We start from the raw sequence: 22,915 nt of genomic DNA, 5'->3' as shown, positions 1-22,915 counted from the left end.
CCGCGCCGGTCACACACAGTCGGCGCACACCGGAAGTTCGCCGGCCGAACTGCGCAACCGGCTGCGGTGCTGCACCAGGAAACAACGCGAGCAAGTGAATTCGTCGGCGCGCTGGGGAATCACCGCTACCGACAGTTCTTCACCGGAAAGATCCGCACCCGGCAGTTCGAACAATGGCGCCTCGTTCGGATCGTCATCGGCGACGGCCGTGGACAATTTAGGCAAGGCTGGTGTCAGTTCGCGCAAAACCGAACCGTCCGCGGTCTCGGCGTCGGGCACGCGGCGTGCATCGTAATCGCTAGCGGTCGGCATGGTGCGTTCCTTCCTGCGCGGTGACCGGGTTACACCTGTTGTGGTCACCCCGTGGCAGAGTCAATACCCCGTTCGGATATCGGCCACACCTGTCAACAGAAAGAAATTGCCGACGTTTCCAAGGCGCGTCGATCGATAGTCAACTCTCCAAAGGAGGCCGACTCAGCGGGCCGGGATTTCCATCCCGTGCCAGCCGTTGGGCATGGTTTCGGGCGCCCCGGATCCGGACGCAGGAATTCGGCTGCGTGAAACCGCCAGCCCGAACCAGGGCGACATGACGGCCGCCACCAGGATCATCGCGGCCACCACCTCATGCCCGGTTGCCAGCAGCACCAGGCCGGCGACAAGGCCGACTGCCCAGACACCCGCGGCCACCAAACCGGAGACGTTGGCGCCGCGCTCGCCGGCCGCTGGCCGCGTCGTGCGGTGAGAACAAACGGCGCTACATCCGGTGTCAAGCATGCTCACTCCCCAGCCCTATCGGTGTGGTCCATACCATAGCCTATGGCAATTATTTTCACATCGTCCAATCAGTAACCGCTCTGCCGGATACCTGTGAGGTCACTGCCAATGGCTACCCAGCCCAACCCGAGTGGCCGGCCACGTGCCGGGGTATCACTGGTCGGTGAGTGATACCGCGTTGCTGGTCATCGACATGTTCAACGACTACCGCCATCCCGACGCCGAACAGCTGGCGGCCAACGTCGCGGCCATCATCGATCCGCTGGTCGGGCTGGTCGGCGACGCTGAACGCAACCGCGGCGTCGATCTGATCTATGCCAACGACAACCACGGCGACTTCACCGCCGACCATCGTGCCATCATTTCGGCCGCGCTGGACGGCGAGCGTCCTGACCTGGTCAAGCCGCTGGTGCCGAAGGCCGGCTGCCGGATCATCACCAAGGTGCGCCACAGCGTGTTCTATGCCACCGCGCTGGAGTACCTGCTGGACCGGCTGAAGACCCGGCGCATCGTGCTTGCCGGTCAAGTCACCGAGCAGTGCATCCTCTATAGCGCGCTCGACGGCTATCTGCGTCACTACGACGTCGTCGTCCCGCCCGATGCCGTCGCGCACATCGACGAGGAGCTCGGAGCCGCCGCGCTGAAGATGATGGAACGCAATATGAGCGCGACCTTGCGACCCGCGGCGCGCTGCCTGCGTTGAACGTGCGTTTGCGATCGGCCCAACCGGGGAATGTGGGCGCTCTAGCGATTCCCGAGAGGTAGCCAGATGACACGACGTCAGTCCGAGAAGGCCGAGTCCGATGTGGAGTTCGACCCGCATGTCGCCAAGTCGCGAGCCGGTCGCGACGACGAAGGAAGCTACGTCGGACGCGGTTCCGCCGACGACGACTTCGGCAGCGGGGAAACCGGCGCGGATGCGCGCAGTCGAGAGCACTGAACCGTCGGCGCTGGAGACGCGGCGTCGACTTTCTCATCAGCCACATCAGTCATCACCGGTTGTGGTGTCTCGTCCTGCCCGGCTCACTCGGTATTTCATGGTGACCACGAATGCTGCTGGTCAACGATGGCCTGTTGCGCAGCCTTGGCTGCCTGCGCAAACCTTGGCTCTGTTTTCGGCACGCCGATACCGCGCCTTCGCTCAAACCCCTTGTGATGACCGGCATTGGGGAATGTCTCAGGTGCTCACCGAGTGAGCTGACATGCCGCCGTGTCGAGTGTGCAATGACGGCTTTGAGAGTGTATGGAAGGCGGGAACATCCACCGATCGGCCCGCCCTGACGGCACAGTCGGCGTCGCCAGCGCATACTCGACGCCGTCAGTCGCCGATCCAACCGCACCAGCACGCGATTTCCATCTCGCCACACCGGTGCGCAACCCTGCGACGACGTCGGTGCGGCGTCGGACCTGGTTGTCGCTACTAGGTGGGCACATTGAGCACCACTTAGGCCTGCGGCCCATGTGACGGATGGATTGCCGGGCCCAGGACCCCGCTGACCGCGGCGACTAGATCAGCACCGTTTGCGAGGCCCGATCCAGGTCCACCAGCAGCGCCCGATGATCCGAGATCGGCATCAGCTCGGCCGCCACCGCGCCGGCGCGAAGACCGGCATCGTCGGTCAGGATGTGGTCGAGTTGCCGGTCGGGAGCGGACGCCGGAAATGTCGCGGCCGTTGCCAACGGCCGCATCCGCGACCATCGGCGCACCGCGGCCGGGGTCAGGTTGAGGTCGCCGGTCAGCAGCCGCGGCCCCGGGAAGCCGCGCACGTCGTGAACCAGGCGGCGCAGCTGCCAGCGGTTCCAGCCGGGCACGAACGACAAGTGGGTGTTGGCCACCGTGACCGGACCCAACGGGGTGTGCAGGCGCGCGATGACGGCCGCCCGCGGCTCCTCGTCGACGATCATCACTCTGTTGGGCCCCGGCAGATACATCGGGAAGCGCGCCGGGATGCGCGGCAATCGCACCACCTGCCAGCTGGCCGCCGGGAAGCGCGACAGCAGGGCGATGCCGTAGGCCGCGGTCCCGGGTTGTTCATCGCCGGTGGCGGCCATCCACGTCGCGCCCGGCGTGCCCGAGATCGCGGCCACAAACCGATGCGTCACCGCGCCCATGGCTTCGGCGGCCGCCGCGGTGAGATCGGCCCGGCCCGATCGCGGCTGGTCGCAGTCCACTTCCTGCAACGCCAGCACGTCGGGGTCGAGCCAACGCACGCAGTCGCACAACCGCTGCACCTGCACCCCGTCGCCGACCGTGCGGCCGTGCAGGATGTTGAAGGTCGCCACCCGCATGACTACCGGTCGGCTAACGGCATGGCCGCGGCTCGGGCGGCTTTGCCCGGGGCCGCGGCCCGCAATGGTGTTGCCCGGCCAGGCGCCCGAGTTCGGCCAGGTCCCGCTCGGCGTGGCTTTGTCGGATGTAGATGGTCAGGTCGGCGACCCGCTGCGCATGGCGGCCGTCCTGGCACAGCGGTCCCGGCCCCAGGGCGCGGCCGGTCCGGGTGATGGCCTCGTCAACCGCGTGTTCCACGATTGCCCGAGCACGACGGGCCAGCAATTGAGCGGCGCCGCACCGATCGAACGGATCGCCGTCGATCCGCTCCGCGGCGCTGGCCAGTATCGCTTCGCCGGCGGCCAGCGCGGCGTCCACCGCGCCGAGATGCGCCAGGGCGTAGGCGTCGGCCGACTCGCTTCCGGCGCAGCAGTACAGCGGGTCGGCGACCCGGCGGGCACCGCCCAGCCAGCATGCCGCCACCCCAATCGCGGAGTGCCAGAAGCCCGGCCGGTTCGGGTAGGCGTCGGGTTCCCCCACCGCAATCGCGTGGACGTCGCTGAACTGCACGGATCTGGTGTCGCTGCCGGCCATCCCGGGGTTCCACCAGGTGCTCGGCAAGGGTTTGACGACGGGGTCGGTGACGGTCACCGCGAACAGGCCCCGTTTGCCGTCGTCCAACACGGCGGTAACCAGCGCGTGCGTGCAAAAACTGGCGCCCGAACACCACACCTAGATGCCGTTGAGGACATACTCGTCGCCGGCGATGCGGCTGGCCCGCAGCATCGCGTCGGCGGACTCGGCTACCCACACGCCCCACAGCTGGCCTGCTTGCGGCGGCTTGCCGCCCAACTCGTTGAGGATGGCGCCGGCGTCGACGTGGGCTTCGGCGATGCGGGCCGCCGCGATGTCCTCCTCGGCCAGCTGCACCAGGCGTTGCCAGCGTTCGGCGGTGCGCCCCGAGGCCGGCAGCGGTAACTCCAGCCGCCCCGACTCCAGCCAATGCTCCACCAGCCCGGCCGTCACGCGCGCACCCACCCGTCGCGAACGAAAGTCACCACCGCGGCCCGTGCGTAGCAACTCGGCGCTATGGGTGACATACGTTGCTGATACCCGATTTCGACGAGCGACTAAACGGGCTTTAAGGTTGCCCACGACATCGGCAGGGTATGCAGTACCCCACGATGACTATGCCGCTCAACCCGGTGCCGGGCACTGCCGTGGCGAATGAATGCCCGGCCGACGCGGGCTACCCGGGCTTACGAGAAGCCTTGCGTCATGCCGCGTCAGCCCTCAAGAAGAATGGGCCGCGCTTCGCGTTGGCCGGCAGCTACGCATTGTGGGCCTACGGAGCCCCCGAACCCAGCCACGACGTCGACCTCGTGGTCGCCGAGGCCGACGTGGCTGCCGCGGCCGCCACGCTCGCCGACGCCGGGTTCTGCGTCGAACGCCCACCGGAAGACTGGCTGCTCAAGGCGCGCAACGGCGAGTGGATGGTCGACGTGCTGCACCGGGTCAACGGCGAGCCGGTGGGGCAGGCGGACCTCGATGGCGCCGAAGAGCGTGTGGTGCTTGCCATTTCGATGCCGGTATTGCCGCCCACGACGGTCTTCACCCAGAAGTTGCGCGCCATGACCGAACATCACTGCAACTTCGCCGACCTGATCCCGGCCGCCCGCGCGGTGCGCGAACAGCTGGACTGGGACCACCTCGAGAAGGCCACCGATGACAACGATTTCGCGGCCGCATTCCTGATGCTGGCCGGCCGGCTCGGCCTACGCGGCTGAGAGCGTCACGTCTGCCCGCCGCCACTGGCGCCCAGCGTCCGCTGCATGTCCGGCTTCATCGCCGCCAGCTGGGCTCCCCAGTAGCCCCAGCTGTGCACGCCGTTGTTGTCGAGGTTGAACACGGCGTTGTGGCCGCCGGCAGCGGTATAGGCATCTTTGAACGCGACATTGCTTTGCAGCACGACCTGTTCGATGACCTGTCCCGGGATGCTGCCCTGGCCGATTTCGGAGGGTGTGCCGTTGCCGCTGTACACCCACAGCCGGGTGTTGTTGGCGGCCAGCCGTCCGGCCTGGACGGTGGGGTCGTTGCGCTGCCACCCGGGGCCGCCCGTCGGTCCCCACATATCTTGCGGGTTGAACCCGCCTTCGTTGTTCATCGCCAATCCGATCAGCGTCGGGCCGTTTCCGCTGGAGGGCGTCATGTAGGCCGACAGCGAGGCGGCGTAGGCGAACTGCTGCGGGTGATAGGCCGCCAAGATCACCGCCGACGACCCGGACATGGAGACGCCGACCACCGCATTGCGGGTCGACCGCACGCCCCTGCCCGCCAGGTAGCCGGGCAACTCGCTGGTCAAAAAGGTTTCCCACTTGTAGGTCTGGCCATTGGCCGATCCGTACCAGTCGGAGTAGAAGCTGGACCGCCCGCCCACCGGCGCCACCACCGATATGCCGGAACCGGCGTACTCGTCGAAGGCGTTGGTCTCGATGTCCCAGCCGCTGCGGTCGTCGCGGGCGCGCAGACCATCGAGCAGATAGACGGCCGGGGCTCCGCCGGATTGGAACTCCACGGTGATGTTGTGGCCCATGCTCGCCGACGGCACCTGCAGAAATTCGGGCGCGGCCGCCCGCGCCTTCGGTTCGTCCCCGATCACACCCACCAGCCACGGCAGCGCGGCGGCCGTGATTGCAGCGACGGTTAATCGACGCTTCCAACGGTTGTCATTCGTGCCCATTCCCGGCTCCTTTCATCGGAGGATTGGTGTTCGCTCGCTCAGGTGCCGGGCCAAGCCGCGCCCTACCGACCAAACCGGGTTGCGGGTACCCCGCGCCGCACCGCTTCAACCGCCGGAAATGACGACGGCCGGGCCGGGCCGAGCCGCCGAAAAATTCGCGGGTTTGGGCATGCGGGCGGGTGGGCACTTCCTGCGGCATGAATGCCTCTCGTATTGTCCGTCTCGTCGGTCCCGCGGCAGCCGCCGCATGGGTCCTCAGCGCTGCTGTCCTGCCAACTACCGCCATCCCCGCCGCCTCCGCCCAGTCGTGCCCCGACGTCGAGGTCGTGTTCGCCCGCGGCACCGGCGAAGCGCCCGGTGTCGGCCCCACCGGACAGGCGTTCGTCGACGGCCTGCGCTCCCGCCTGGGCGCACGCTCGATGGGCGTCTATGCGGTCAACTACCCCGCCAGCGACCAGTGGGACACCGGCGTCGACGGCATCCGCGACGCCGGCGCGCACGTCGTCTCCACCGCCAATGCCTGCCCCAACACCAAAATGGTGCTCAGCGGTTACTCCCAGGGCGCGGCCGTGATGGGGTTCGTCACCTCCCCGGCGGTGCCGGACGGGGTCAACCCGGCGACGGTGCCCAAACCGCTGGCACCCGAGGTCGCCAACCACGTCGCCGCCGTCGTGCTGTTCGGACCACCCAACGTTCGGGCCATGAACTTCCTCGGTGAGCCGCCGGTCATCATCGGCCCGGCCTACCAGGGCAAGACCATCAAGGTCTGCGCCCCCGAAGACCCGGTGTGCTCCGACGGCATGAACTTCGCCGCGCACAACACCTACGCCGACGACGGCGGCATGATCGGCAAGGGCGTCGACTTCGCCGCCAGCCGCCTGGGCGCAGGTCCCGGCGGACCCATGACCGTCGCGTCACCAGGCGGCGGCTTCGGCAACTGACTCACGGCTTCCCGTTCCACCCGGTGACGCGGTGGGTGCGCCCAATCACCCAACACCACCCACCGCGTCACACCGCTTCCCCGGACGGCGAGATGATCTGTCGTACAAGCCATTTCACGTCATCGCGGATCAGCCGGCGCGCGAGTTCCGCCAGGATGCGTGGATGCCACGCGGCGCCGGCCAGCTGGCTGAGCTGGTCGAGCGCCACATCCACCCTGGCCAGTGCGCGGTGCATCCGGGCACTGCCGGGACCGACGGGTTCCGGCAGCATCGTGGTAACCAGCACCCCGGTCTGGCCCAACTCGTCTTGCAGCGTCTGGGCGAAGTCTCTGAGAAAAGCCGCGCTGGCCCGGTACAGCGCCGCCTGGCGGTCCGAGTGGTCCGAGTGGTCCGAGTGGTCCGGGTGGTCCGATGCGGCTCTGGCCCGCGACGCGGTCAAGATGATGCCGCCGCGGCCGTGCACGACCATCTCCTCGGCCAGCAGCCGAGCCAGCCGCATGGTCTGACCGATACCTGCCACCATCTCCTGCAGCACGTTTTCCAGGCTGTCGTCGGGGTCGTAGCCGTCGACCGGTGAGTTCAGCGCGGCCGCCACCACGGGCTGCCGGGCGGCCCGCACGCGCCGGTACAACACATACGGCCGCTCGGCGAGCCGCGTGTCGACTTGGATCGGCTGAACGTTGGTACCCAGGCTGCTGAGAGCGGTCGCCGCGGTGTGGATGTCGTCGCAGGAGTCGGCGACGATCAGGTCGTATCCGCGCCGGGCGAATTGTTTGGCAAAGGCGAAGCCCACGCCGCTGCTGGCGCCGGTGACCAGAGCCAACCCGCCGGGCGAGGAATCGTGGCGCTGTTGCGGCTTTTCGGCGCGGCCGCGTGGCTCACTACCTGCGGCCGGGCGAATGGGTATGACCCTGTCATCAGTCAATTCCACTTCCTCCACGGTCGCCGGTCCCGAACGCCGGCAACCCGCAGCCCAGGTCCTACCCGGTGAAACCGCGGCTAAACATCGGCTTCAGAACCCCTGCGGGGCGCCGTTTCCCAGGTAAGTCAGTCCGGCGGCGCGGATTCCGGCCGGATCCAGCAGGTTTCTGGTGTCCAGGACGACGGCGACGGGCGCCTCCCGAGCGATGGAATGCCAGTCCAGATCGCGAAACTGCGGCCACTCGGTGAGCACCAGGATGCCGTCCGCCGCCTTGGCGGCCCGGTACGGTTCGTCGACGGCGGTGACCTCGGCCCGCTGCAGGATCACCGGGTCGATGTTGCCCAGCTGCGGGTCGTAAGCCATCACCTGGGCGCCCGCGCGGGCCAGCTCCGCGCACGCCGTCAGCGCGGGAGAATCTCTGGTGTCGCTGGTCTGGGCCTTGAACGTCAAACCGAGCGCGGTGATCCGGCGGCCGGACAGCGGGCGGCCCATCGCGCTGCGCAGGGCACCGGCAATCCGATTGGCCTGAGCGGCGTTGGTGACCCGGGCGGCCTCGACTTCGGCGAAGCACACGCCGTGACCGCGTGCGGTGTGCACCAGCGCCGCGGTGTCCTTGGGCAGGCACGAACCGCCCCACCCGGGACCGGGCCGCAGGAATTCGGCTCCGATGCGGCCGTCGGCGCCCATGCAGCCGGTGACGTCATCGATGTCGGCGCCGACTCGGGCGCACAACGCCGCCAGCGAGTTGGTGTAGGAAAGCTTCACCGCCAGAAAGGCGTTGCTGGCGTACTTGGCCAGCTCGGCGCTCTCCGGCGTCATCCGCAACACCGGCTCGGCCTCCGGGCCGTAGGTCTCCCGAACCCGTTGCGCGGCAACGTCGTCGACGGTGCCGATGACCAGCCGGTCCGGATGCCGGAAATCATGCACGGCGTGTCCCTCGCGCAGGAACTCCGGTGTCGATACGACTCGGATGCCGGTGCCGCGCAGTCGATTAGCCACCGCCGAGGCAGTCCCGACCGGCACCGTCGACTTCAGTGCGACGATGGCGCCGCACCCAAGGACCGCGGCGAGCCGGTCGACCACCAAGTGCACCGCACCCAGATCCGCCTGCCCGTCGTCGGCGCTCGGCGTGGGCGCGCAGACGTAGACGACGTCGCAATCGGCCAAGGCTTCGAAACTCGCGCTGAAGCTCAGCAGCCGACGAGAAAGCCCGGCCCGCAGCAACTTCGGCAACTCGGGTTCGTCGATCACCGGTATTCCGGCCGAGAGTTTCCGCACCTTGTCGTCGTCAATGTCGACCGCGATGGTGTGCAACCCCCGGGCAGCCATGCAGACGGCGGTGGTGAGACCGACGTAGCCGACCCCGACCACCCCGACCCGCGGCGGGGCGCTCATGCGGCCTCCTTCAACAGTCGGCGCCCGGCCTCGAGCACCGCGGCCACGTCGACGCGCAACAGGCCCGGGTCGGGCACGTCGGCGTGCGGATCGCCGAGGCCGCCGGCCCACAGTGCGACGTGCGGCGCGGGCCCGCGGGGACCCCAGCGGCCAGGAGCGGTGGGCCCGAAGAGCACCACGGAGGCGGTGCCGGTCGCGGCGGCCAGGTGCCCGACGCCGGTGTCGCCGCAGATCACCAGCCGGCTGTCGGCGACCAGCGCGGCCAGCTCCGGCAGCTCCAGCGCACCGGCCAGGACGGCGCTCGACGGCAGACCGGCGCGGCGGGCAACGTCGTGCGTCAGGTCGGATTCGGCGGCCGACCCGGTGATCACGATCTCGTGGCCGTCGTCGGCCAGTGCCGCGGCCACCGCCGCGAAGCGCTCCGCCGGCCATCGTCGCGCCGCCGCCGACGCGCCCGGATGGATCACCACCGCGCCGGTAGGGCCGGGCTCGACTGTCGGGCGCCGGACGGTCACATCGGTTGGCTCACAAGGGATTCCGGCCCATTGCAGCAGCGAGCACCAGCGGTCCACCTCGTGCCTGCCGCAATCCCATGGCGGTCCCGCCAGCTCGGGGTGACGACGGTGCCGATGCGTGATCACCGCCGCGGGTCGCCACCCCAGGAGGTGGTCGATGCTTTCCGGGCCGCGGCCGTGCAGATTGACCGCCAGCGCGGGCGGTTGCGGCAACGGACGTACGTCGCCCAGGCCCGCGGTCGGCAGCACGTCGTCGACGGCGCCGGTGAGCAGCGCCAGCTCCCGATAGCCTGCGGGAGCCGCCAGGCTGATCCGGGCGCCGGGATAGTGCCGGCGCAGCCCCCGCAGCGCGGGCACCGCCGTCAGCAGGTCGCCCAGCCCCAGCGCCCGCAGCACCACGACGGTGTCACCCGGCGACGCTACGGCCACGAGGGCTCCGTGGATGAGCAGACCACGAGCTCCCGCACTTCGCACCCGGGCGGCTGAGACAGCGCGAAAACCACTGTCTCGGAGACGTTTTCGGGTTTGTTGAGCTTGGCGTCGGCCGGCGGCTTGTATTGTTCGGTGCGGCCGTCGAAGAACGGGGTGTGCATGCCGCCGGGAATCAGCAGCGTCACCCCGACCTGCCCGGCCAGTTCGGCCGCCAGCGCCCGGGTGAAGCCGACGACGCCGAACTTGGAGGCGCAGTATGCCGTGGCGTCGCTGACCGCTTTGATGCCCAGGGTGGAGGCGCAGGTGACGATGCGGCCGTGACCGGACTTGAGGTAGGGCAGGGCGGCGCGGACGACGGCCGCAGTGCCGACCAGGTTGACGGCAATCACCTGTTCCCACTCTTCGGCGGGTACCTGGTCCAGGGTGCCGCAGGAGTCGATGCCGGCCGCGGTGAACACCCCGGTGATCCGGCCGCCCACCCGGTCGGCCAGTGACTCGACGGCGGTCTCGACCGCGCCGGTGTCGGCCAGGTCGGCGGCCGCGTACGGCACGTCGGCCGCCGGGGGTTTCTTGTCGATGACCAGCGGGGTGCCGCCACGCCGGGCCACCGCGGCGACGGTGGCCGCGCCCAGCCCCGAGGAGCCGCCTGAGATCAGCACGGCACCAAGGGGATTCGTTACGCTAGTCATATCAAGTCCTTTGGTTGCGGCCATGGCCGGAACTCGCGGCGGCGATCAACCGGGACGAGGAGTAGCCGGCCACGGTGGGCAGGATCACCACCTCGCCGCCGTGGCGGCGCACCACCTCGGCTTCGGGGAGGTCGGCAGGTGCGTAGTCGCCGCCCTTGACCCAGATGTCGGGACGCAGCTCTTCCAGTAGCCGCTCCGGAGTCGGCTCGTCGAAGATGGCCACCGCGTCGACGCAGGCCAGCGCGGCCAGCACCCGCGCCCGGTCGACGTCGCGCATCACCGGGCGCCCGTCGCCTTTCAGCGCGCGCACCGATGCGTCGGAGTTGACCAGGACGATCAGGGCGTCGCCGAGCTCGCGGGCCTGCCGCAGCAACCTGATGTGCCCGGTATGCAGCAGGTCGAAGCAGCCGCCGGTGGCCACCACGGTGCGGCCGTCGCTCCGTAGCCGCTCGGCCAGTGCGACCGGATCCGCCCCGGCGGGGTCCTCGATCCGGGCGCCGGTCGGCAGCACAGCGCGCGGGACGGGGGTCGAGACGGCGGCAGCGCCGCCGGTGGCCACGAAGCGGGCGGCGTCGGCGACCGCGGCGACTACGGCGGCGACCGGCCCCGCGCCGGCTCCCAGGGCGGTGGCCGCGGCGACGGCGAAGCGGTCGCCCGCTCCGCAGACGTCGCCGGCGGCCGCTGCCGGTTGCGGGACCCTGACGTGCTCGGCGTCGCCGTCGGCTCCGTATATCCAGGCACCGTGCTCACCGCGGGTGATGCACACCAGCTGCGCGCACCATTTCTTGCGGAGCAGCTCACCGTCCCTGCTGTCGCCGCAGAAGTGCTGCGCCTCTTGATGATTCGGAGTCACCAAGGCACATCCCGGCACCGGCGGAGCGCCGCGCGGATGCGGGTCCCAGACCACCGGGATTCGCGGTGCCAGCTGGCTCAGCACCCCCCGTATCTCCGGCAGCGCGGTCACGCCGCCGCCGTAGTCGGCCACACAGATTGCTCGCGCGCCGGCCAGCGCCGTCGTCACCTCGTCGGCCAGTGGCCGGCTGACCGGAAAACCGTCGCCGCCGTCGAGGCGCAGCAGCGACTGCCCGCGCGCCCGAATTCTGGTCTTGGTCACGGTGGTTCCGCACATCGGCAGCCCCAGCACCCGAACCCCGGCGGCGGTGAGCAGGCCGTGCAGCTGCCGGCCGGCGTCGTCGTCGGCGATACCGGTGACCAGTACCACTCCGGTTTCGGTGCGCGCCGCCAGCAGCGCGGCCAAGCCTGCCCCGCCCGGGCGCTGCATCATTCGGTCGGTATCGATGACCGGCACCGGCGCCTCCGGACTCAGCCTGGTGGCCGACCCTTCGATATCGATGTCTAGCATCGAATCACCGATGATCACAAGCTGTTTCATACGCTCTCCGAACTCAGCAGCACATCGTCGACTGCCATGCACAGCGCATGCACCAGCAGCAGGTGGATTTCCTGCACGGTCGCCGTCGTCGGGGCGTCCACGGTGACCGCGTCATGACACATCGACGCCAGCACGTTGGGCGCCGGCCCGGTCAGGCCCCAGGTGAGCATGTCGAGGTCGTGGGCAGCTTTGACCGCTGCCAGCACATTGCGGCTGCTGCCGCTGGTCGACAGCGCCACCAGCACGTCGCCGCGCCGGCCGTGCGCGCGCACTCCGCGGGCGAACATCTCCTCTTCGCCGTAGTCGTTGGCGACGGCCGTCAATGCCGAGGTGTCTGCGTGTAACGCTATGGCCGACAACGGAATACGCTCGTCGCGAAAGCGTCCGACGAGTTCGGCCGTGAGGTGCTGGGCCTCGGCGGCGCTGCCGCCGTTGCCGCACGCCAACAGCCGACCGCCGCCGCTCAGCACCCCCGCCAGTTGCCGGCCCCAGCTTCGCAGTCGCGGCGCCTGCACGCTGGTCCGGCCCACCGCGTCCCGCAGCGCGTCGAAGTGCACTTCGATCATGGCGGTCCTCCTCGCCACCGCACCGCGGCGAGCAGTTCGGCGTCTTTGATTCCGTCCAGGCAGGGATGGCCGGGCACCGAGCAGACCCGGGCGCGGCTGGCGCGACACGGCGCGGCCTGGTCACCCAGCACACTGACCCGCCGGCTGTAGGGGCGCCACTGTGCGGCCGGGACCACGGGCGCAAACAACGACACCACCGGGGTTCCGACGGCAGCGGCCAGGTGCGCCGGTCCGGTGTTGGGTGCGACGACGACGCGCGCCGCCGCGAACACCGCCGCCAGCTGCGCGAGGCTGGTCCGGCCGCCGAGATCGGCGGCCGCGGCGCCGGCGACGACGGCGGTCAGCGCCGCCTCGCCGGGACCACCGGTGACGACGACACGGTATCCGGCCCGAGCCAGCGCCGCCACCATGGCCGCGCTGCGTTGCTGGCTCGGTTGCCGCGCCGGCACCGCGGCGCCGGGATGGAACACCACGAAAGGGTCCGGGCCGATCCGGGCGGCCAGTCGGCTCGGCAGTGGGCCGACCGCACGGATCCGCAGCGCGCCGTCGTCGCCGGCGGGCAGCGGACAACCGGCTGCGGCGGTCAGCGACAGCGCCCGCTCGGGCTCCGGAATCCCGGTGGGCGCCTGGTGTCTCAGATCCAGCAGCGCGCCGGGATAGTCGGTGCTGATCGCGCCGACCCAGGGCACCGACGCCATCTTGGCCAGCAACGCCAGCGGCAGCGGCGACTGGTGGAACGACGTGAAGATGTACAAGCGGGCGGGCGCGATGTCGCGCAGCTGTTTGACCAGCGCCTCGGCGTGGGCGGCGGTCAGCTCGGGCGAGTCGAAGTCCACCCACGGGGCCTGCCATTCCACGATCTCGTCGACCCCGACCAGTAGTTCGGCGGCATCGCGGCCGCGTGGCCCGACGAGCATGCCGACCCGGTCGTGGTAGGCGGCCACCGCGCGCACCGCGGGGCCGGTGATCAGCACGTCGCCGGCGCTATCGAGCCGGGCCACGATCGCGGTGTTCAGGGAGGTCCTCATCGGCACTCCCGCAGCACCAGCGATGCCGCCTCGTCCAGGGTCGCGGCCACCCGCGCGCGGGCGTGCGCGCGGTCGATCTCGTCCGGCAGGGTGCGCGCGGTGGGCACCAGTACCGCGTCGGCGTCGGCGGCTAGGGCCGCCTCCACATCGCCGCCGGCGTCGCCGATCATCACGCAGCGGCTGGGCGGTACCGCCAGCGCCTGGGCGGCGGCCAGCACCAGGCCCGGTTGCGGTTTGCGGCAGCCGCAACCGTCCAGTTCGGCGTGCACGCATACCTGCCAGGAGTCGAACGGGCCGAGCAGTTCGTCGACCCGGGCGTTGACGGCGGTCAGCTGGTCGCTGCTGATCAGCCCGCGGGCCACTCCGGACTGGTTGGTGACGACGGCCAGCAGCAGCCCGCGTTCACGCAACCGCCGCAGCGCCCGGACCGCATCACGGGTGGGCCGAACACCGTCGGGGTCGTTGAGGTACGGCTGGTCGACGATCAGCGTGTCGTCGCGGTCCAGCAGCACCGCCAGCGGCGGATCGCGCCGGGCCCGGCGAAACGCGCCCTCGCCGGCCAGCCGGTGCGCCACCGCGGCCGGTGGAATCACCGCGCTGGTCACCGAAAGTCGAAGGGCCTCAACGACGGAACGTGGACCGGCCAGCCAACGCCGGGCGGTGAACTCCGCGGTCAGCAGCAGCCACAGCATCGTCGCCAGCCGGGCCGGCCGACCCCGACGCAGCAGCCCGGCGAGGATGGCGACACCGCCGGCCAACGTGGCGGCCAGATGCGCGGGCATCCGGCCCGGCCCCTCGCCGATGATGATTCGCCAATACCGGCCGTACTTGCGGCGCAGCAGCGCGTTGTCGCGGTTGCCCACCTGCGCGCGCACGCTGGACCACCAGCTGGCCGGGGCGACGGGATGCCGGCTGCGCCGGCTACCGCGCGTGATGTGACCGCCGGCCGCCACGATCCGCACCGCCAGATCCGAATCCTCGCGGTAGGCGCGGGGAAACCGCTCGTCGAAGCCCCCCACGGCGACCAGTGCGTCGCGCCGATATGCCATGTCGGCGGTGATCCAGCGCGCCGATGCCAGCCGCAGGGTCCGCCGATCGTCGTCGGTCGGCCGTCCGGACCGGGCCGCGGGCACCTCGATGACCGCCTGGGAGCCCACCGCGCCGGCCGCGTCGGCGGCCGCCACGTCGGCGGCCAGCTCCGAGCGCCACCGCGGCCCGGGCACCACGTCGTCGTCCAGGAAGCACACCCACCGGGTGGTGGCGGCGCGCCATCCCACGTTGCGTGCGGCCGCCGGGCCGCGCCCGCCGCTGGTCAGCACCCGCACCGGAAGCTGGCCGACCACGTCGAGGGCGGTGCCCGGAACTGAGCGGTCGTCTACCACCACCACTTCCGTCGGCGCCGGTCCCGACCCTTGGCCCACCGCAGTCATCAAGCGGTGCAAGGATTCTCGGCCGACGGTGGGCACGACGATCGTGTAGCCGGCCGTCATCGGCGCCGCCTGACCAGGTAGCGGCCGATGGCCAGCACGTCGATCGGGGAACTGCCGAACACCTCGAGCGCATCCCGCGGGCTGTCCACCATCGGCCGGCCGGCGGTGTTGAAGCTGGTATTGACAACGACCGGCACCCCGGTGCGTCGGGCGAACCGGCTGATCGTCGCGTGCAGCCGCGGGTCAGCGGCCTTGTCGACGGTCTGGATGCGTGCGGTGCCGTCGACGTGGGTGACCGCGGGAATGCGGTCTCGCCAGGAGTGGGCGACGTCGTGCACGAACAGCATGTAAGGACTGGGCAGCGGGCCGCGCGAGAAGATTTCGGCGGCACGCTCGGCGAGAACCATCGGCGCCACCGGCCGGAACTGTTCGCGTCCCTTGACCGAGTTGAGTCGTTCCAGGTTGGCCGGGTCGCGCGGGTCGGCCAGCAGGGAGCGGCCACCGAGTGCCCGTGGGCCGAACTCGGCGCGGCCCTGAAACCAACCGACCAGCTTGTTCTCCGCCAGCGCATCGCCGACCGCAGCCGAAATATCCCGTGGCTCTTCGTAGTTGATGGCAGCGCTGTCCAGCACGGCGCGAATCTGCCGGTCGGACCAGCCGCGGCCCAGGTGCGCCGTCGGCATCGGGGCGATCGGCTCGCCGTAAGCTGCGGCCACGGCCAGCGCGGCGCCCAGCGCGGTGCCGGAGTCACCGGCGGCGGGTTGCACCCACACCCGGTCGAAGCCGGATTCCGCGTAGATTCGGGTGTTGGCAACGCAATTCAGCGCCACCCCGCCGGCCAAGCACAGCGCGTCGCCGTCGGTGCGGTCGCGCAGCCAGCCGACCAGGTCCAGCAACACCTCTTCGACGACCCGCTGCACGCTGCAGGCCAGGTCGGCGTGCACCGGATCCAGCACGTCGGCATCCGGCGCCCGTCGCGGCGCCAGTTCCTCCCACGGGACGGGCTTGGTCCGGAACCCGCCGTCGGCGCAGGCGTGCACATAGTCGCGCAGCACCTCGGCGAACCGGGGCCGGCCGTAGGAGGCCATCGCCATCACCTTGTACTCGTCGCTGGAACGCGCGAAACCCAGGTGTTCGGTGAGACTTTCGTAGAGCAGCCCCAGCGAGTCGGGCAGCCGCTGCGAGGCCAGCACGTCGAGCTTGTGGTCGCGGTACACCCCGGCCAGCATCGAGGTTCGCTCGCCGCGACCGTCGACCACCAGCACCGCAGCATCCGGGTGCGGGGAGGCCAGCGCTGCCGATGCCGCGTGCGCGACATGATGACGAACATGTTGCACCACTTCGGGATTGAGCCCGGGCACGGCAGCGGCCAAGAAGCGCGGCGCCCGCAGTGCATACAGGGTGCGCAAGTACTCCCAGTCCCGGTCGAGCCCGGCCGGGTCGAGCGGTTCTTCATACATCAATGTCGGGTCGTAGGAATAGCCGACAGCGTCGATCTGCTCCGGGTGCAAACCGGCGTCATTCAGGCACCAGCGGATGGCCGCGACGGGAAGCTCCCACGTCGAGAAGGGCACCGCCTGCTTGCCGTGCTTACGCCGGGAGAACCGCTCTTCCTCGGCGGCCGCTACCACTTGTCCGTCGACCACCAAAGCCGCAGCCGAATCGTGAAAGACCGCGTTGACGCCCAGGATTCGCATCAGGACTCCTACGTTGCCAGCGGTTCGCGGACCGGGTTCCGCCGCGAGTGGTCGAGCGTCATCCGGAACCACTGCAACGTCCTGCTCAGCCCGGTGCGGTGGTCGACCCGCGGCTGCCAGTCCAACTCCTGACGAGCCAGGCTGATGTCGGGACAGCGGCGTTGCGGGTCGTCGACGGCCGGCGCGCTGAATTCGATCGCCGAGTCGCTATCGGCCAGCCTACGAATCAGTTCGGCGACCTCGAGCACGGTCAGTTCGGTCGGGTTGCCGATGTTGACCGGGCCGCTGAAGTCGCTGCGGGCCAGTGCGATCAGGCCGGCAACCGTGTCGGCTACGTAGCACAGTGACCTGGTTTGGGTGCCGGTGCCCGATACGGTCAGCGGTTCACCGCGCAGCGCCTGCCGGCAGAACGTCGGGACCATTCGGCCGTCGTCGGCGCGCATACCCGGCCCGTAGGTGTTGAAGATGCGGGCGACCCCGACATCGGTGCCGTGCTTTCGGTGGTGGGCGAAGACCAGCGCCTCCGCATAGCGCTTGGCTTCGTCGTATACACTGCGCTGCCCGACGGGATTGACGTTGCCCCAATAGCTTTCGCGCTGCGGATGTTGCTGGGGGTCGCCGTAGACCTCGCTGGTGGACGCCAGCACCAGCCGCCCACCGCCACGCTGGGCGATCTCCACAGCCGTGGCCGTGCCCTCGGATCCGGCCCGCAGCGTCGCGATCGGCAACCGTTGGTAGTCCAGCGGCGAAGCCGGTGACGCCAGATGGAAAACGGTGTCGAAGGCAACCCCGACACGGCCGATGACCCCGGGATCGCAAACATCGCCGTGCACCAAGCGATAACCGGGCCGCCCTCGCAGTCTGGCCGCCGCGGCGGGCGAGCTGGTGGACAGGTCGTCTACGCTGATCACCTCGACCCCGGCCCCCAGCAGCTGTTTACCCAGGTGAACACCCAGGAACCCGGCACCGCCGGTCACCAGAACACGCGACATTCCAAACACCCGCCTTTGGTACCCGGGAATCCGACGACGAAACGCGTTTGGGCCGTGCGATTCCGGGTAGTTGACTTGGATATGGCGGTCCCCTCTGCAACCTCTGCGAGCCGGCCCCGAACGTCCTTCGTCATCGCGACGCGTGACCGTGCCGGCGAGCTGTGCACCGTCCTGGAACGTCTCCTGGACACCACCGGGTGCCCGATCGTCGTGGTGGACAACGCGTCCCACGACGGCTCGGTAGCAGCGGCCACCCGGATCGCGGACCGCGCCGGCGGGCGGCTGACCGTCATACCGCTGACCCGCAACGCGGGCGCGGTGGCCCGCAACATCGGGGTGGCACAGTGCGGCACACCGTTTGTCGCATTCTGCGACGACGACTCCTGGTGGGCGCCCGAGGCCGTCGAGTTCGCCGAGATGCTGTTCGACGGATATCCCACCGTGGCGCTGCTGGCCGGCCGTACCGTCGTCTGGCCGCAGCACCGTGACGACCCGCTGGTCGACGAACTGGCCAACAGCCCGCTGGGCCGCCGCACGGCCTTGCCCGGACCGTCCATCCTCGGGTTCCAGGCCTGCTCGGCGCTGGTACGCAAGGCGGCGTTCCAGGCGGTCGGCGGCTTCAGCCCGATCCTGCACTTCCGGGGCGAAGAGGCGCTGCTGGCCTGGGATCTGGCCGCGCAGGGCTGGGATCTGTGCTTCTGCCGTGCGCTGGTGGCATACCACCAACCGTCGGCGGCTCGAAAACCGAACCGTGTCCAGCAAGCCCGCGTGCTGCGCAACGAAATGCTCACCGCGTGCCTGCGCCGGCCGGTGGACCGGTGCATCCGCGCCTCGGCCGAGCTGGCCTGGGCCGCCGCGCGCGACACCGCCCATGCCGCAGCGTTATTCGAGGCGCTCAGTGTGCTGCCGAAGGCGCTGCGGGAGCGGCACCGGCTGCCCGAGCCGGTCGAGCGGTCGCTGCGCCTGCTCGAAAGTCGTTGAGCCATAACACTACCTGAATCATCCCCACCTGGCGGCCATTCGTCGTGCCGGCACCAGCTTGTCGTAGACGCGTTCGGTGTCGGCCGCGATCCGGTCCCAGCTATAGCGCGTCCGGGCCCGCTCCCGACCGGACGTGCCCAACGCCGCGCGGCGGCCGCCGTCCCGCAGTAGCGACCAGAGTGCCTGGGCCAGCGCGGCGGGGTCCCGCGGCGGTACCAGCCGGCCCGTGACGCCGTCGACCACGGTGTCGCGGATTCCGCCGACGGCCGTGGCGACCACCGGCACGCCGCAGGCCATGGCCTCCAGCGGAACGATCCCGAACGGTTCGTACCAAGGAGTGCAGGCCACCACATCGGCCGAGCGCAACATGGCCGGCATCTCGTCCCGGGTGATCGCCCCGACCAGGTGTACCCGTTCGGATACCCCCAGCCACGCGGCCAGCTGCCGCAATCGGCGCGCCTCCGGGTCGTCGGCCACCGCGCTGCGGTCGGGGCCACCGACGATCACCAGCTCGGCGTCGCGGATCCGGGCCAGCGCACGGATCAGCGTCTCAAACCCCTTGCGCGGCACCAGTCGTCCCACCGACACGATGCGCGGCCGATCGCCGCGGCCGGCTGCCGGCCCATCCGGGGTGAAGGCGTCGACGTCGACTCCGCACGGCACCACCGACGTCCGGGACCGGGCGCGGCCCATTCGAACCAGCTCGAACACCTCGTCGGTGCTGGTGGCCGCCACCCAGTCGGCATCGCGGGCGACGATCGCCTCCACCCCGATCCGGCAGCCCGGGCTGGTGTCGTCGACGCCCTGGTGCGCTCGTTTGACCGCGCCCAGCGCATGGAAGGTCTGCACGGTCGGAATGCGGTGCGCCCGCGCGGCCCGCTGAGTGGCCAGGCCCGACATCCAGAAGTGGGCGTGCGCCACGTCGGGCGGCACGCCCAGCCAGTCCGCGTCCAGGTACTGCGCGAACCCGTACATGTATTGCAGCAGTTCGTCTTTGGGCAGCGCGCGAGCCGGGCCCGCGGGCAGATGCACTACGGTGTAGCCGTATTCGGTCTCGACGCAGTCGGGCTGCGCGGGGTGATCGCGCCGGGTGTAGACGACCACCTCGTGGCCGCGCCGGACCAGCGCGGCCGACAACTCGGCGACGTGGACGTTCTGACCGCCCGCGTCGACGCCGCCCAGATGGGCGAGGGGACTGGCGTGTTCGGAGATCATCGCGATCCTCATGCCGGCTCCTTTCGGGTCAACTGCACTGCTCCTCGATCAGGTCGTCCCACTGGGCGAGGAAGCGGTCCAGCGAGAAGCGGGTGGTGGCGAATTCCCGCGCCGCCTTGCCGGCGGAGACGGCCTGCTGGTGGTCGTTCATGAAATCGCGCAGGCCCCGACCCAGCGTGGCCACATCGGCGCTGACGACGCCGGCCTCGCCGGGCACCAGCAGCGGGGCCATCGTCGTTCCGACCACCACCACCGGCATCCCCAGGAACATCGCCTCGATCAGCGACAGCCCCAGCGAGGTCCAGCGCGCGGTATGCAGGTATACCCGCCGGCGGGCGACGTGGCCCCACAACTGCGGAGCCAAGACGTCACCCCGGCCGGTCACTGCTCCGCGGTTGCCGCCGCGGTGCAAAGAGAGCGCCTCGCTGCCGATGCCCCACACGTCGATGGCGGCATATGCCGACAGCGGTTCCAGCAGGTCGGCGCCGACGGTGCGGCCGCGGCGCATCGGCTCGTTGATCATCGTGGCCGCGCGCACGATGTCGCCGGTGTAGAGCGGTCCGGGATCGGCCATGCCGTGTTCGATCACCCGGGTGGGTGCCGAGCCGTTGTCCCACATCAGCCGGTTGAAATCGGTCACGTGGACCAGCGGGATGTCGCGGCGATCGGCAAGCGGGTGCCGGCTGCTCACCGCGTGCGGCCGCGGGGTGTTGTGCTCGACGTACACCGCGGGCACGTCGCGGCCGGGGCGGCGGCCCAGCCACCTGGCGCACAGCGCGGCCTCGTGCGGGTGCTGCAACACCACCAGGTCGACGTCGTGGCGGCCCAGTTCCTCGAGGCCGATCTCCTGGGCGTTGAGCCATGACCGCCCGGCCAGCCCCCTGCCTTCGGCAGCATCATCGGCGGCCCACGGGATCAGGTAGCGATGCCGGCCCGCCACGAGCGCCTGCGTCCACGATCCGTGCACGTGCCACACCAGCACGGTCTTGGTTGTCAATTCCGACATGGCGAGCCAAATACCCTCAAGGTGATTCGCCAAACGGATTTTCGCGGCGATCTCGCGGTCCCCGCTTTCGCGCCGGGGCCTATCCGCGGGTAACCACGGTTACGTATCCTGGAACGCGGGTAGCCAGGGGTGGTCATGCAGGAGACCGGCCAACATAGCAATCACAGCAACCTCCGCGGCGTGGTGGTAGTGGGCGCCTCGGCTGGAGGCGTCGAAGCACTGCGGAGTCTGGCCGCGGGCCTGTCGCCGGATTTGCCCTACAGCTACTTGGTGACGCTGCACCTGCCGCCGGACGCGCCCAGCGTGTTGGCGCAGATCATCGACCGCAGCGGACCGGTGCCGGCCGCGGCCGCCGAGCACGGCGAACGGCTGGAGCCGGGACGGATCTATGTGGCCCGCCCAGGTCGCCATCTGCTGGTCGCCGACCACCGGGTGCTGCTGTCGGAGGGACCGACGGAAAACGGGCATCGTCCGGCGATCAACGCGCTATTTCGTTCGGCAGCAGTGGCTTTCGGACCACGTGTTATCGGAGTGCTGCTGTCGGGTGTGCTCGACGACGGTGTCCTCGGACTCAAGGCGATCCGCTCGCGCGGCGGTGTCACCCTCGGCCAGACACCCGAGGATGCGCTGTTCCCGTCGATGCCGATCAACGCCCGCAACGCCGGCGTGCTGGATCGAGAGGCCGCCGCGGCCGACATCGGTGTGGTTCTCAAAGAGCTGGCCGATCGGGAAGTCAAGGAGCTCGACATGGAACCCGACAGCGCGCTGGAACTGGAGAACCGCATCGCCATGGCGGCTCATTTCGCCACCGACTTCGACTCCCAGCAGCTGGGAACGGCCTCGGGCTATACCTGCCCGGATTGCAATGGCTCGCTGGTGTCGATCGCCGAAGGTCACTATCGCTGCCGGGTGGGCCATGCGTGGACGGCCGACGCGTTGCTCGCTGCGCGCGACGACGAGATCGAGGGTGCGCTGTGGGTCGCGCTGCGCAGCCTGCAGGAGAAGTCCAAATTGGCTCGGCAACTGGCCGACCGGGCCGGGCACGGCCCGATGTTTCGGCGTTACACCGCCCAGGCCGAGGAGACCGAGCGGGCCTTAGCCGTACTCAGCCAGCGCCTTTCGGCCAGCGGACCCCGCCGCGGCCACGGCGGTGATTGACGTGGCCGAATCGAGCCCGCGGGTGACGGTCGAGATCGAGCGCCACAGCGACGTGGTGGTTCTGGTGGCCGAGGGCGTGCTCGACAGTTTGACGTATCGCGAGCTGCGCGACGCCGTCATCAAGGCGGCGCTGGACGAACCGGGCGCGGTGATCGTCGACGTGAACCGGCTGTCGGTGCCGTCCGCCTCGGCATGGTCGGTGTTCACCAGTGCCCGCTGGCACGTCAGCACCTGGCCGGATGTGCCGATTCTGCTGACCTGCCGCGACCCGCAGGTCCGGCGGATCATCACCAGCGTCGGGGTGGCGCGGTACGTGCCGGTGCATCCGAGTTTCGAGGCGGCCGTCGGCGCGGTGGAGGACGTGTCCCGACACGGCCGGCGGCGGAGCCGCGCCCAGCTTCCGCCGACCGGGGTGAGCGTCCGGGTGGCTCGCTCACTGATCCAGGCGTGGCTGGCCGCATGGGCCAGAAACGACCTCATCGCGGTCGCCGCCACGGTGGCCACGGTGCTGGTGGAAAACGTGCTCGCGCACACCGACAGCGCGCCGGTGCTGGTCGTGGAGAGCTACCGAGACACCGTCACCGTCGCGGTCGAGGACAACAGTCACCAACCCGCGGCGCGGCACGAAGACGCCGGGCGCGGCGCCGAAATGCTGTCCGGCCTGTCCATCATCGCCGCGCTGTGCCGGGCCTGGGGTAGCACGCCGACGTCATCGGGCAAAACGGTTTGGGCACTCGTCGGCCCCGAAAATGAACTCTGACATCGCGAGTAG

At 69.9% G+C, this 22,915-nt stretch carries 23 protein-coding genes and 1 pseudogene; 7 read left to right on the top strand and 17 right to left on the bottom strand.

Annotated features, from left to right (window positions below; genetic code table 11):
* Positions 1–9: 9 nt before the first annotated feature.
* Entirely contained in the window at positions 10–312 is a 303-nt protein-coding gene (locus CDN38_RS15515; RefSeq protein ID WP_075510510.1) for a DUF4193 domain-containing protein, read from the bottom strand.
* A 162-nt stretch (positions 313–474) separates the two neighbouring features.
* Positions 475–774 carry a hypothetical protein gene (locus CDN38_RS15510; RefSeq protein ID WP_075510511.1) on the bottom strand — a complete coding sequence of 100 codons (300 nt, stop codon included), beginning with the start codon at positions 772–774 and terminating at the stop codon, positions 475–477.
* Positions 775–937: 163 nt separating this feature from the next.
* On the opposite strand from CDN38_RS15510, the gene CDN38_RS15505 reads away from it, so the two are divergent.
* Both CDN38_RS15505 and CDN38_RS29490 read left to right on the top strand, forming a co-directional pair.
* Complete coding sequence (locus tag CDN38_RS15505; RefSeq protein ID WP_036410836.1) at positions 938–1,477, top strand: cysteine hydrolase family protein; 540 nt, start codon at positions 938–940, stop codon at positions 1,475–1,477.
* 66 nt (positions 1,478–1,543) lie between these two features.
* Positions 1,544–1,714, top strand: coding sequence for a hypothetical protein (locus tag CDN38_RS29490; RefSeq protein ID WP_099319038.1), 171 nt, complete (start codon positions 1,544–1,546; stop codon positions 1,712–1,714).
* Between the two features lie 566 nt (positions 1,715–2,280).
* Here the strand turns inward: CDN38_RS29490 and CDN38_RS15495 are convergent.
* Both CDN38_RS15495 and CDN38_RS15490 read right to left on the bottom strand, forming a co-directional pair.
* Positions 2,281–3,063, bottom strand: coding sequence for an endonuclease/exonuclease/phosphatase family protein (locus CDN38_RS15495; protein ID WP_075510512.1), 783 nt, complete (start codon positions 3,061–3,063; stop codon positions 2,281–2,283).
* A gap of 13 nt (positions 3,064–3,076) precedes the next feature.
* Positions 3,077–4,069: pseudogene (locus CDN38_RS15490) on the bottom strand (acyl-CoA dehydrogenase family protein).
* A gap of 158 nt (positions 4,070–4,227) precedes the next feature.
* On the opposite strand from CDN38_RS15490, the gene CDN38_RS15485 reads away from it, so the two are divergent.
* Positions 4,228–4,830 (top strand): hypothetical protein, encoded by a 603-nt coding sequence (locus CDN38_RS15485; RefSeq protein WP_233026895.1) that lies wholly within the window; start codon positions 4,228–4,230, stop codon positions 4,828–4,830.
* 5 nt (positions 4,831–4,835) lie between these two features.
* Here CDN38_RS15485 and CDN38_RS15480 read toward each other — a convergent pair whose 3' ends face one another.
* Positions 4,836–5,783 carry an esterase family protein gene (locus tag CDN38_RS15480; protein ID WP_075510513.1) on the bottom strand — a complete coding sequence of 316 codons (948 nt, stop codon included), beginning with the start codon at positions 5,781–5,783 and terminating at the stop codon, positions 4,836–4,838.
* Between the two features lie 179 nt (positions 5,784–5,962).
* Here CDN38_RS15480 and CDN38_RS15475 point away from each other — a divergent pair, with 179 nt between their 5' ends.
* The gene (locus tag CDN38_RS15475; RefSeq protein WP_099319037.1) at positions 5,963–6,724 is read left to right on the top strand and encodes a cutinase family protein; all 762 of its coding nucleotides are present in this window, start codon (positions 5,963–5,965) and stop codon (positions 6,722–6,724) included.
* 67 nt (positions 6,725–6,791) lie between these two features.
* Here CDN38_RS15475 and CDN38_RS15470 read toward each other — a convergent pair whose 3' ends face one another.
* The 10 genes from CDN38_RS15470 to CDN38_RS15435 all read right to left on the bottom strand — a co-directional run bounded on the left by CDN38_RS15470 (position 6,792) and on the right by CDN38_RS15435 (position 17,783).
* Positions 6,792–7,649: an SDR family NAD(P)-dependent oxidoreductase gene (locus CDN38_RS15470; protein WP_161951626.1), complete on the bottom strand. Its 858-nt coding sequence runs from the start codon at positions 7,647–7,649 to the stop codon at positions 6,792–6,794.
* An 87-nt stretch (positions 7,650–7,736) separates the two neighbouring features.
* On the bottom strand, positions 7,737–9,041 hold the full coding sequence (locus CDN38_RS15465; RefSeq protein WP_075510516.1) for a UDP-glucose dehydrogenase family protein: 1,305 nt from the start codon (positions 9,039–9,041) through the stop codon (positions 7,737–7,739).
* The gene (locus CDN38_RS15460) at positions 9,038–9,985 is read right to left on the bottom strand and encodes a glycosyltransferase family 9 protein (RefSeq protein ID WP_233026894.1); all 948 of its coding nucleotides are present in this window, start codon (positions 9,983–9,985) and stop codon (positions 9,038–9,040) included. Before CDN38_RS15460 ends, CDN38_RS15465 begins: the two co-directional genes overlap by 4 nt.
* The gene (locus tag CDN38_RS15455) at positions 9,976–10,677 is read right to left on the bottom strand and encodes an SDR family oxidoreductase (protein WP_075510518.1); all 702 of its coding nucleotides are present in this window, start codon (positions 10,675–10,677) and stop codon (positions 9,976–9,978) included. Before CDN38_RS15455 ends, CDN38_RS15460 begins: the two co-directional genes overlap by 10 nt.
* Before the next feature lies 1 nt (position 10,678).
* Positions 10,679–12,070, bottom strand: a complete 1,392-nt coding sequence (rfaE2, locus tag CDN38_RS29485; protein ID WP_075510519.1) for a D-glycero-beta-D-manno-heptose 1-phosphate adenylyltransferase — start codon at positions 12,068–12,070, stop codon at positions 10,679–10,681.
* Positions 12,067–12,636, bottom strand: a complete 570-nt coding sequence (locus tag CDN38_RS29480) for a D-sedoheptulose-7-phosphate isomerase (protein ID WP_075510520.1) — start codon at positions 12,634–12,636, stop codon at positions 12,067–12,069. The genes rfaE2 and CDN38_RS29480 overlap by 4 nt, the downstream gene beginning before the upstream one ends.
* Positions 12,633–13,664: a glycosyltransferase family 9 protein gene (locus tag CDN38_RS29475; protein WP_180276335.1), complete on the bottom strand. Its 1,032-nt coding sequence runs from the start codon at positions 13,662–13,664 to the stop codon at positions 12,633–12,635. The genes CDN38_RS29480 and CDN38_RS29475 overlap by 4 nt, the downstream gene beginning before the upstream one ends.
* On the bottom strand, positions 13,661–15,154 hold the full coding sequence (locus CDN38_RS15445; protein ID WP_075510521.1) for an HAD-IIIA family hydrolase: 1,494 nt from the start codon (positions 15,152–15,154) through the stop codon (positions 13,661–13,663). The genes CDN38_RS29475 and CDN38_RS15445 overlap by 4 nt, the downstream gene beginning before the upstream one ends.
* Positions 15,151–16,791, bottom strand: a complete 1,641-nt coding sequence (locus CDN38_RS15440; RefSeq protein WP_075510522.1) for a carbamoyltransferase family protein — start codon at positions 16,789–16,791, stop codon at positions 15,151–15,153. Before CDN38_RS15440 ends, CDN38_RS15445 begins: the two co-directional genes overlap by 4 nt.
* An 8-nt stretch (positions 16,792–16,799) precedes the next feature.
* Positions 16,800–17,783, bottom strand: a complete 984-nt coding sequence (locus tag CDN38_RS15435; protein ID WP_082277099.1) for an NAD-dependent epimerase/dehydratase family protein — start codon at positions 17,781–17,783, stop codon at positions 16,800–16,802.
* An 81-nt stretch (positions 17,784–17,864) separates the two neighbouring features.
* On the opposite strand from CDN38_RS15435, the gene CDN38_RS15430 reads away from it, so the two are divergent.
* Positions 17,865–18,764 (top strand): glycosyltransferase family 2 protein, encoded by a 900-nt coding sequence (locus tag CDN38_RS15430; protein ID WP_075510535.1) that lies wholly within the window; start codon positions 17,865–17,867, stop codon positions 18,762–18,764.
* Positions 18,765–18,782: 18 nt separating this feature from the next.
* Here CDN38_RS15430 and CDN38_RS15425 read toward each other — a convergent pair whose 3' ends face one another.
* Both CDN38_RS15425 and CDN38_RS15420 read right to left on the bottom strand, forming a co-directional pair.
* Complete coding sequence (locus CDN38_RS15425) at positions 18,783–19,991, bottom strand: glycosyltransferase (RefSeq protein ID WP_075510523.1); 1,209 nt, start codon at positions 19,989–19,991, stop codon at positions 18,783–18,785.
* Between the two features lie 16 nt (positions 19,992–20,007).
* Positions 20,008–20,985 carry a glycosyltransferase gene (locus CDN38_RS15420; protein ID WP_180276334.1) on the bottom strand — a complete coding sequence of 326 codons (978 nt, stop codon included), beginning with the start codon at positions 20,983–20,985 and terminating at the stop codon, positions 20,008–20,010.
* A 135-nt stretch (positions 20,986–21,120) separates the two neighbouring features.
* Between CDN38_RS15420 and CDN38_RS15415 the strand changes: the two genes are divergently transcribed.
* Together CDN38_RS15415 and CDN38_RS15410 are read left to right on the top strand one after the other, a co-directional pair.
* The gene (locus tag CDN38_RS15415) at positions 21,121–22,143 is read left to right on the top strand and encodes a chemotaxis protein CheB (protein ID WP_075510537.1); all 1,023 of its coding nucleotides are present in this window, start codon (positions 21,121–21,123) and stop codon (positions 22,141–22,143) included.
* 1 nt (position 22,144) lies between these two features.
* Positions 22,145–22,903 (top strand): STAS domain-containing protein, encoded by a 759-nt coding sequence (locus CDN38_RS15410; RefSeq protein ID WP_142361286.1) that lies wholly within the window; start codon positions 22,145–22,147, stop codon positions 22,901–22,903.
* The last annotated feature ends 12 nt before the right edge of the window (positions 22,904–22,915 follow it).

Source organism: Mycobacterium ostraviense (assembly GCF_002705925.1).
GTDB lineage: Bacteria > Actinomycetota > Actinomycetes > Mycobacteriales > Mycobacteriaceae > Mycobacterium > Mycobacterium ostraviense.
Note: the sequence above shows the minus strand (reverse complement) of the source record. Positions and strands in the feature narration are given on the sequence as shown.

Excerpts from the sequence above, each read along its gene's own strand:
- CDN38_RS15510 (WP_075510511.1), bottom strand. The coding sequence starts at position 774 with ATGCTTGACACCGGATGTAGCGCCGTTTGTTCTCACCGCACGACGCGG.
- CDN38_RS15455 (WP_075510518.1), bottom strand. The coding sequence starts at position 10,677 with ATGACTAGCGTAACGAATCCCCTTGGTGCCGTGCTGATCTCAGGCGGC.
- CDN38_RS29490 (WP_099319038.1), top strand. The coding sequence starts at position 1,544 with ATGACACGACGTCAGTCCGAGAAGGCCGAGTCCGATGTGGAGTTCGAC.
- CDN38_RS15445 (WP_075510521.1), bottom strand. The coding sequence starts at position 15,154 with ATGACGGCCGGCTACACGATCGTCGTGCCCACCGTCGGCCGAGAATCC.
- CDN38_RS15430 (WP_075510535.1), top strand. The coding sequence starts at position 17,865 with ATGGCGGTCCCCTCTGCAACCTCTGCGAGCCGGCCCCGAACGTCCTTC.
- CDN38_RS29475 (WP_180276335.1), bottom strand. The coding sequence starts at position 13,664 with ATGAGGACCTCCCTGAACACCGCGATCGTGGCCCGGCTCGATAGCGCC.
- CDN38_RS15440 (WP_075510522.1), bottom strand. The coding sequence starts at position 16,791 with ATGCGAATCCTGGGCGTCAACGCGGTCTTTCACGATTCGGCTGCGGCT.
- CDN38_RS15425 (WP_075510523.1), bottom strand. The coding sequence starts at position 19,991 with ATGAGGATCGCGATGATCTCCGAACACGCCAGTCCCCTCGCCCATCTG.
- CDN38_RS15515 (WP_075510510.1), bottom strand. The coding sequence starts at position 312 with ATGCCGACCGCTAGCGATTACGATGCACGCCGCGTGCCCGACGCCGAG.
- CDN38_RS29480 (WP_075510520.1), bottom strand. The coding sequence starts at position 12,636 with ATGATCGAAGTGCACTTCGACGCGCTGCGGGACGCGGTGGGCCGGACC.
- CDN38_RS15485 (WP_233026895.1), top strand. The coding sequence starts at position 4,228 with ATGACTATGCCGCTCAACCCGGTGCCGGGCACTGCCGTGGCGAATGAA.
- CDN38_RS15415 (WP_075510537.1), top strand. The coding sequence starts at position 21,121 with ATGCAGGAGACCGGCCAACATAGCAATCACAGCAACCTCCGCGGCGTG.
- rfaE2 (WP_075510519.1), bottom strand. The coding sequence starts at position 12,070 with ATGAAACAGCTTGTGATCATCGGTGATTCGATGCTAGACATCGATATC.
- CDN38_RS15420 (WP_180276334.1), bottom strand. The coding sequence starts at position 20,985 with ATGTCGGAATTGACAACCAAGACCGTGCTGGTGTGGCACGTGCACGGA.
- CDN38_RS15435 (WP_082277099.1), bottom strand. The coding sequence starts at position 17,783 with ATGTCGCGTGTTCTGGTGACCGGCGGTGCCGGGTTCCTGGGTGTTCAC.
- CDN38_RS15495 (WP_075510512.1), bottom strand. The coding sequence starts at position 3,063 with ATGCGGGTGGCGACCTTCAACATCCTGCACGGCCGCACGGTCGGCGAC.
- CDN38_RS15480 (WP_075510513.1), bottom strand. The coding sequence starts at position 5,783 with ATGGGCACGAATGACAACCGTTGGAAGCGTCGATTAACCGTCGCTGCA.
- CDN38_RS15465 (WP_075510516.1), bottom strand. The coding sequence starts at position 9,041 with ATGAGCGCCCCGCCGCGGGTCGGGGTGGTCGGGGTCGGCTACGTCGGT.